The sequence below is a fragment of the Neobacillus drentensis genome (genome assembly GCF_036965645.1).
GTDB classification, from domain to species: Bacteria; Bacillota; Bacilli; order Bacillales; family Cytobacillaceae; genus Neobacillus; species Neobacillus drentensis_D.
On record NZ_JBALPZ010000280.1, the window covers coordinates 2,835 to 7,983 of the forward strand.

General features: G+C 36.2%; 7 protein-coding genes. 4 read left to right on the forward strand and 3 right to left on the reverse strand.

The features are described from left to right. Positions 1 to 1,220: D-alanyl-D-alanine carboxypeptidase family protein (locus tag V7266_RS30335; protein ID WP_335472991.1), on the forward strand; the 1,220-nt coding region annotated here is incomplete at its 5' end. Positions 1,221 to 1,340: 120 nt separating this feature from the next. Here the strand turns inward: V7266_RS30335 and V7266_RS30340 are convergent. Continuing rightward, positions 1,341 to 1,598, reverse strand: coding sequence for a hypothetical protein (locus tag V7266_RS30340; RefSeq protein ID WP_335472992.1), 258 nt, complete (start codon positions 1,596 to 1,598; stop codon positions 1,341 to 1,343). A gap of 167 nt (positions 1,599 to 1,765) precedes the next feature. On the opposite strand from V7266_RS30340, the gene V7266_RS30345 reads away from it, so the two are divergent. Both V7266_RS30345 and V7266_RS30350 read left to right on the forward strand, forming a co-directional pair. Beyond that, positions 1,766 to 2,248, forward strand: a complete 483-nt coding sequence (locus V7266_RS30345) for an Hsp20/alpha crystallin family protein (protein ID WP_335472993.1) — start codon at positions 1,766 to 1,768, stop codon at positions 2,246 to 2,248. Positions 2,249 to 2,366: 118 nt separating this feature from the next. Beyond that, a complete protein-coding gene (locus tag V7266_RS30350; RefSeq protein ID WP_335472994.1) occupies positions 2,367 to 2,774 on the forward strand; it encodes a hypothetical protein in 408 nt (135 codons plus the stop codon). Between the two features lie 179 nt (positions 2,775 to 2,953). Here the strand turns inward: V7266_RS30350 and V7266_RS30355 are convergent, their stop codons facing one another. After that, positions 2,954 to 3,196 carry a YkuS family protein gene (locus V7266_RS30355; RefSeq protein WP_335472995.1) on the reverse strand — a complete coding sequence of 81 codons (243 nt, stop codon included), beginning with the start codon at positions 3,194 to 3,196 and terminating at the stop codon, positions 2,954 to 2,956. 101 nt (positions 3,197 to 3,297) lie between these two features. Here V7266_RS30355 and V7266_RS30360 point away from each other — a divergent pair, with 101 nt between their 5' ends. Further along, positions 3,298 to 3,438, forward strand: a complete 141-nt coding sequence (locus V7266_RS30360; protein ID WP_335472996.1) for a YuzL family protein — start codon at positions 3,298 to 3,300, stop codon at positions 3,436 to 3,438. A 43-nt stretch (positions 3,439 to 3,481) separates the two neighbouring features. On the opposite strand, the gene V7266_RS30365 is transcribed toward V7266_RS30360, so the two are convergent. Continuing rightward, a complete protein-coding gene (locus V7266_RS30365) occupies positions 3,482 to 5,101 on the reverse strand; it encodes an ABC-F family ATP-binding cassette domain-containing protein (protein WP_335472997.1) in 1,620 nt (539 codons plus the stop codon). Positions 5,102 to 5,149 lie beyond the last annotated feature (48 nt).

Genomic DNA, 5,149 nt, shown 5'->3' on the forward strand with positions numbered 1-5,149 from the left:
GTAAAATCAAGAAGAATTCTGTGATAAAAGTAAGGGTGTTCTTATTGAAAAAATTACTGCCAGCCATTATTATTTTTCTTTGCTTAGTTACGACTCAATCTCACGTCTCAGCTGCAGTACCAGTTCAACTGTCGCTGAAAAGTGAAGCGGCAGCATTGCTCGATTCTGATACAGGCGCTGTTCTATATGTTAAAAATCCTAATCAAAAAATGTATCCAGCCAGCATAACAAAAATAGCTACGGCTATTTATGCTATTGAAAAGGGAGATTTAAATAATCTTGTAACAGTTAGCGGGAATGCGGTTAGACAAGATGGAACCCGTGTGTATTTAAATGAAGGGGAGCAAGTTCCTTTAAAACAGCTGATTCAAGGTATGCTCATTAATTCAGGAAATGACGCAGCTGTCGCGATTGCCGAGTATACGGACGGAACAGTTCAACAGTTTGCAGAAAACATAAATGTCTATTTAAAAACAAAGATTGGTGTAACCAACACACACTTTACGAATCCTAATGGTCTATTTGATCCGAATCATTATACGACTGCAATGGATATGGCCTTAATAACTAATTACGCCATAAAGAATCCTGTGTTTGCGGAAATTTTTGGCACCAAGGTCCTTCCATGGAAAGGGCAGTCTTGGCAGACGAATCTTGTAACACACCATAAAATGCTAAAAGGGGAGATTGCCTATCCAGGGATTACTGGTGGTAAAACAGGTTATACAAGTCAAACAAAACAAACATTGGCAACAACTGCTGACAATGGAAAGATCAGACTTACAGCAATTGTTTTAAAATCAAATTTAAAAAACGATAAGTACACTGATACTGCATTATTATTAGATTATGGTTTTAAAAACTTTCAACATAGTACCTTAAAGCAGGGAGAAATATTTTCTGCGGATCAAAAAGAATTTTATCCCGAAAGAGATACATTGATTACGGAACGTGTTAATGGCTGTATAAAGAATGTTGCAAGCAATGGTCTTCTTTCGATCCAGGACGATAGGGGACAATTAGTTCAGACAGTACAACTAACTTACAAGGAGCCAATCAAACCAAAAGTCGCTGCTATAAAAAAAGTTAAAAAACAACATAACGGGAAGGAACAGCTGCTCCAAGTAAATATAGTTTTAGGCATGATGATAGTAATAATGATTGGTATTATGATGGCTGTTCGAAAAAGGCGATTAAGTGAATATAAACATACTAGTTAAGCCATGGGAGATACCCCATGGCTTTTTTATCGTTTAGGAAATTATAATATTTTCGCTTGTGGATAACTGTTAATAAAAGAGCTGTCTACATCCAGCTCCAGACACCTTACGCATTTCTTATTATACATCATCGATAGTTAATGATTCAGAGTTGAAAGAGGCAGGGGAGTCAATTTGGTCTTTATCATCGACAAAACTTCTTGTAGCAACAAAATCACTTTCATCACCAAAATTTTGGCCAAAACCTTGATTTTTCTTATCTGAATTATGCCACTCAGCTAGCAGGTTTTGACCAATATTAACTGCCGAGGCATTTTCAAAGGAATTAATTTTTATCATGAATATATTTATATTAATAAAAGGAACAGGTACTGTCATTCCATCTCCTCCTTCCACCTGTTAGTCATTATATGCACCTTTATGTGAATTATGAAACGAGCGTAATAGTTGGATTAATTAGTGAATAAGTTTCGTATGATGAAAGTAGGATTATTAATAAGATAAGAGGATAAGTGGATATCATTCGGAAGAAGGGGGTGTAAAGTGTGGATATAGATAAATTAAAACAGTGGATGGATATTGCCAAAAATATGCATGGGGGTGAATTTTGGAACAATATTTTTGATCAAGAATTTGCCAAACAATTTATGAATGAACAGCCTATAATGTCATCCAATAATAATAATGGGGCAACGGGTCGCGAAGAAAAAACAAGGGCATTTCCAATCATTGATATCTTTGAAGGAGAGCAGGAAGTTGTTGTATTAATTGAACTCCCTGGGGTGTTGAAGGAAAATTTGGAATTAGGTCTTAATGGTAATAGTTTAACCATTAAAGGAAAAGTGAACCCTCTTCATCCGCAATTAACGATGAGTTATTCCGAGAGGTTTTATGGTGAATTTCAGAGACAAATCACTTTACCTGACACAGTGAGCCCTCAGCAATTAAATGCAAAATTTTGGAATGGTTTATTGATTGTTAGTTATCAGCGTACGATTGAAAAAGGCGAAATCATTCCTATTGAATAGAGACCCTTGTACAATTAATTAGGGACAATTTTTATACTTAGAAGGTTTTCTTGGACATGTTCAAAGTTTTTTTCCATATAATTAGAAGTAAGGGTAAAGAAAAAGGGAGCTTGTGATTATGTCATTAAAAGATTTATTCCTTATATTCAAGAAAAATGATTATGAAAAGGAATTAAAGAATAAATTGATTTCATTAGAATTGAATATTGAGGAGCTGAAAAAATCACTACAAATCTCCCAAGAGAAAGTGATATCAGAGGGCGAGGGGAAAATCAAGGACCCGCCAATCATTATTGAAAAAATAAATATTGAAAAAATTATTTTGGATAAATATGAGCTGAATAATAACTTTGGACAGCTTGGAATTAAAGAGTTGAAAGGGAAATTAAATATCGGTGCCACCTATGGCAGTGAATTTACACCAAATCTAAATAAAGAGGAGAAAAAGTCCATAAAAAATGAGACTAAAAGGCAGAAAGAAGTGGATAAAGATATGAAGGTGAATATTAAAGCTAAAAAAGACTAAAGTAAAAAAAGTACTTTAGTCTTTTTGAAGTGATAAGAAGGTATAAATTGCATTAAAAGTTGTCCAGCCCAGCACCTAGGGGGATGTAATAAGCTAATCCATCAAGAAGGCCTAAAAAGCAGCCTTCTCACTGGTTCGTCTTATGCCTGTATCCCCTTGGAAAGGCGCCTATGCTTTTCTTATTGTAATCTGCTTTCGACTTGACGGCATACCTCATCAGCAGACATTCCATTTGCCTCAATTACAGAGCCCTTTGTGATGGTATCAGACATACCCATCACGTTTGAATCAAGACCTGTAACTACACAACAATCACAGTTTTGAGCATCAGACTCCTGCTTCAATTCTACCACATCATATCCTTTTTCCCTTAAAACTTGTTGAACATTTGTTAAAGATTCCTCTACTCCAATTTTTGCCATAAAGAACACCTCCTCCTGTAATTTATTTTGCCTTAAGTCTTGGGAAATATTCCGTATAACCTGCTATATTTGTCCAAAGGATAATAGGGGAGGTGTATGAAATGTCGAGAGGCAGAAAAGGTAAAGCCGATCCGTCCACCATCGGCCTTAATTCTTCACAAGTAGAAGGTCAAGGGACTACTACAACAGAGACAGGTTCCATGGAAGTACCTTCGTCTAGAAAAAAACAAAAAAGATATTAGAGTAAATGAAAAGGATGTCTCTCCTGAGACATCCTTTTCTACCTTATTGATACATTTCCGCTACTTGCTTTTGAACCTCATCATTTTCTAAATATTCGTCATAGCTCATTTGCTTGTCCACAAGCCCTTTTGGTGTAAATTCAAAAATTCGATTGGCAATCGTTTGAATAAACTGATGGTCGTGTGAAGAGAACAGCATAGAACCTTTGAAATTGATTAATCCATTATTTAAAGCGGTGATGGATTCCAAGTCTAAATGGTTTGTAGGTTCATCTAATAAGAGGACATTCGCTCCGTTGAGCATCATTTTAGATAGCATGCAGCGAACCTTTTCACCACCGGACAGGACACTGGCCTTTTTCAATACTTCTTCGCCGGAAAATAGCATCCTTCCTAAGAATCCTCTTAAGAAGCTTTCACTATCATCTTTTGGTGAAAACTGACGAAGCCAATCCACAAGGTTCAAATCACTGTTTTCGAAGTATTCGGAGTTATCCTTTGGAAAATAAGCCTGGGAAGTGGTAATTCCCCACTTAAATGTGCCGCTGTCAGCTTCCATTTCACCCATTAAGATTTTAAAGAGGGTCGTTTTTGCCACCTCATTCGTACCAACAAGGGCAATTTTATCGCCCTTATTCATAAAAAAGCTTATGTTATCGAGGACTTTTATTCCATCAATTGTTTTGGTTAATCCTTCAACACGTAATAAATCATTGCCGATTTCACGATCTGGTGTAAATCCTACAAACGGATAACGGCGCGAAGATGGCTTGATGTCATCAAGTGTAATCTTATCTAATAACTTCTTACGGGATGTTGCCTGTTTTGATTTAGAGGCATTGGCACTGAATCGTGCGATAAAGCTTTGAAGTTCCTTTATTTTTTCCTCTTTCTTTTTGTTCGCATCTGAAGCCATTCTTGATGCTAACTGACTAGATTCATACCAGAAATCATAGTTTCCAACATAAATTTGAATTTTACTGAAATCCAGGTCCGCAATGTGAGTACAAACCTTATTTAAGAAATGTCGGTCATGGGAAACAACAATGACAGTATTTTCAAAGTTAATTAAGAAATCCTCCAGCCACTGAATAGCTTTAATATCCAAGTGGTTTGTCGGCTCATCCAAAAGTAATACATCTGGTCTGCCGAACAATGCTTGTGCAAGCAATACTTTAACTTTCTCAGAACCAGTTAATTCTGCCATTTTCTTATAATGAAGATCTTCACCAATTCCAAGACCTTTTAACAATATTGCTGCCTCGGGCTCTGCTTCCCATCCGTTAAGTTCGGCGAATTCCCCTTCGAGTTCAGCTGCTTTCATTCCATCTTCATCGGTGAAGTTTTCTTTCATATAAATAGCGTCTTTTTCCTGCATTACCTCATAGAGTCTTGAGTGACCCATGATAACAGTTTTGAGAACCTCAAAATCTTCATATTCAAAATGATTCTGCTTTAATACAGCCATACGTTCATTGGGTCCTAATTGAACTGTTCCTGTTTGCGCTTCAATCTCACCAGATAATATTTTTAGGAATGTTGATTTTCCCGCTCCATTCGCTCCAATTAGTCCATAGCAATTTCCTGGTGTAAATTTAATATTTACATCTTCAAACAACTTCCGGTCACCATATCTTAAACTTACGTTACTAACGGTAATCATAGTAATAATCCTCCAGAACAAAAATATCTACTAATTATAACATTAATC

What these genes read in the sequence shown, in the direction of transcription:
- V7266_RS30355 (WP_335472995.1), bottom strand. Translation starts at nt 3,196, where the DNA reads ATGGCAAAAATTGGAGTAGAGGAATCTTTAACAAATGTTCAACAAGTT.
- V7266_RS30340 (WP_335472992.1), bottom strand. Translation starts at nt 1,598, where the DNA reads ATGACAGTACCTGTTCCTTTTATTAATATAAATATATTCATGATAAAA.
- V7266_RS30365 (WP_335472997.1), bottom strand. Translation starts at nt 5,101, where the DNA reads ATGATTACCGTTAGTAACGTAAGTTTAAGATATGGTGACCGGAAGTTG.
- V7266_RS30360 (WP_335472996.1), top strand. Translation starts at nt 3,298, where the DNA reads ATGTCGAGAGGCAGAAAAGGTAAAGCCGATCCGTCCACCATCGGCCTT.
- V7266_RS30350 (WP_335472994.1), top strand. Translation starts at nt 2,367, where the DNA reads ATGTCATTAAAAGATTTATTCCTTATATTCAAGAAAAATGATTATGAA.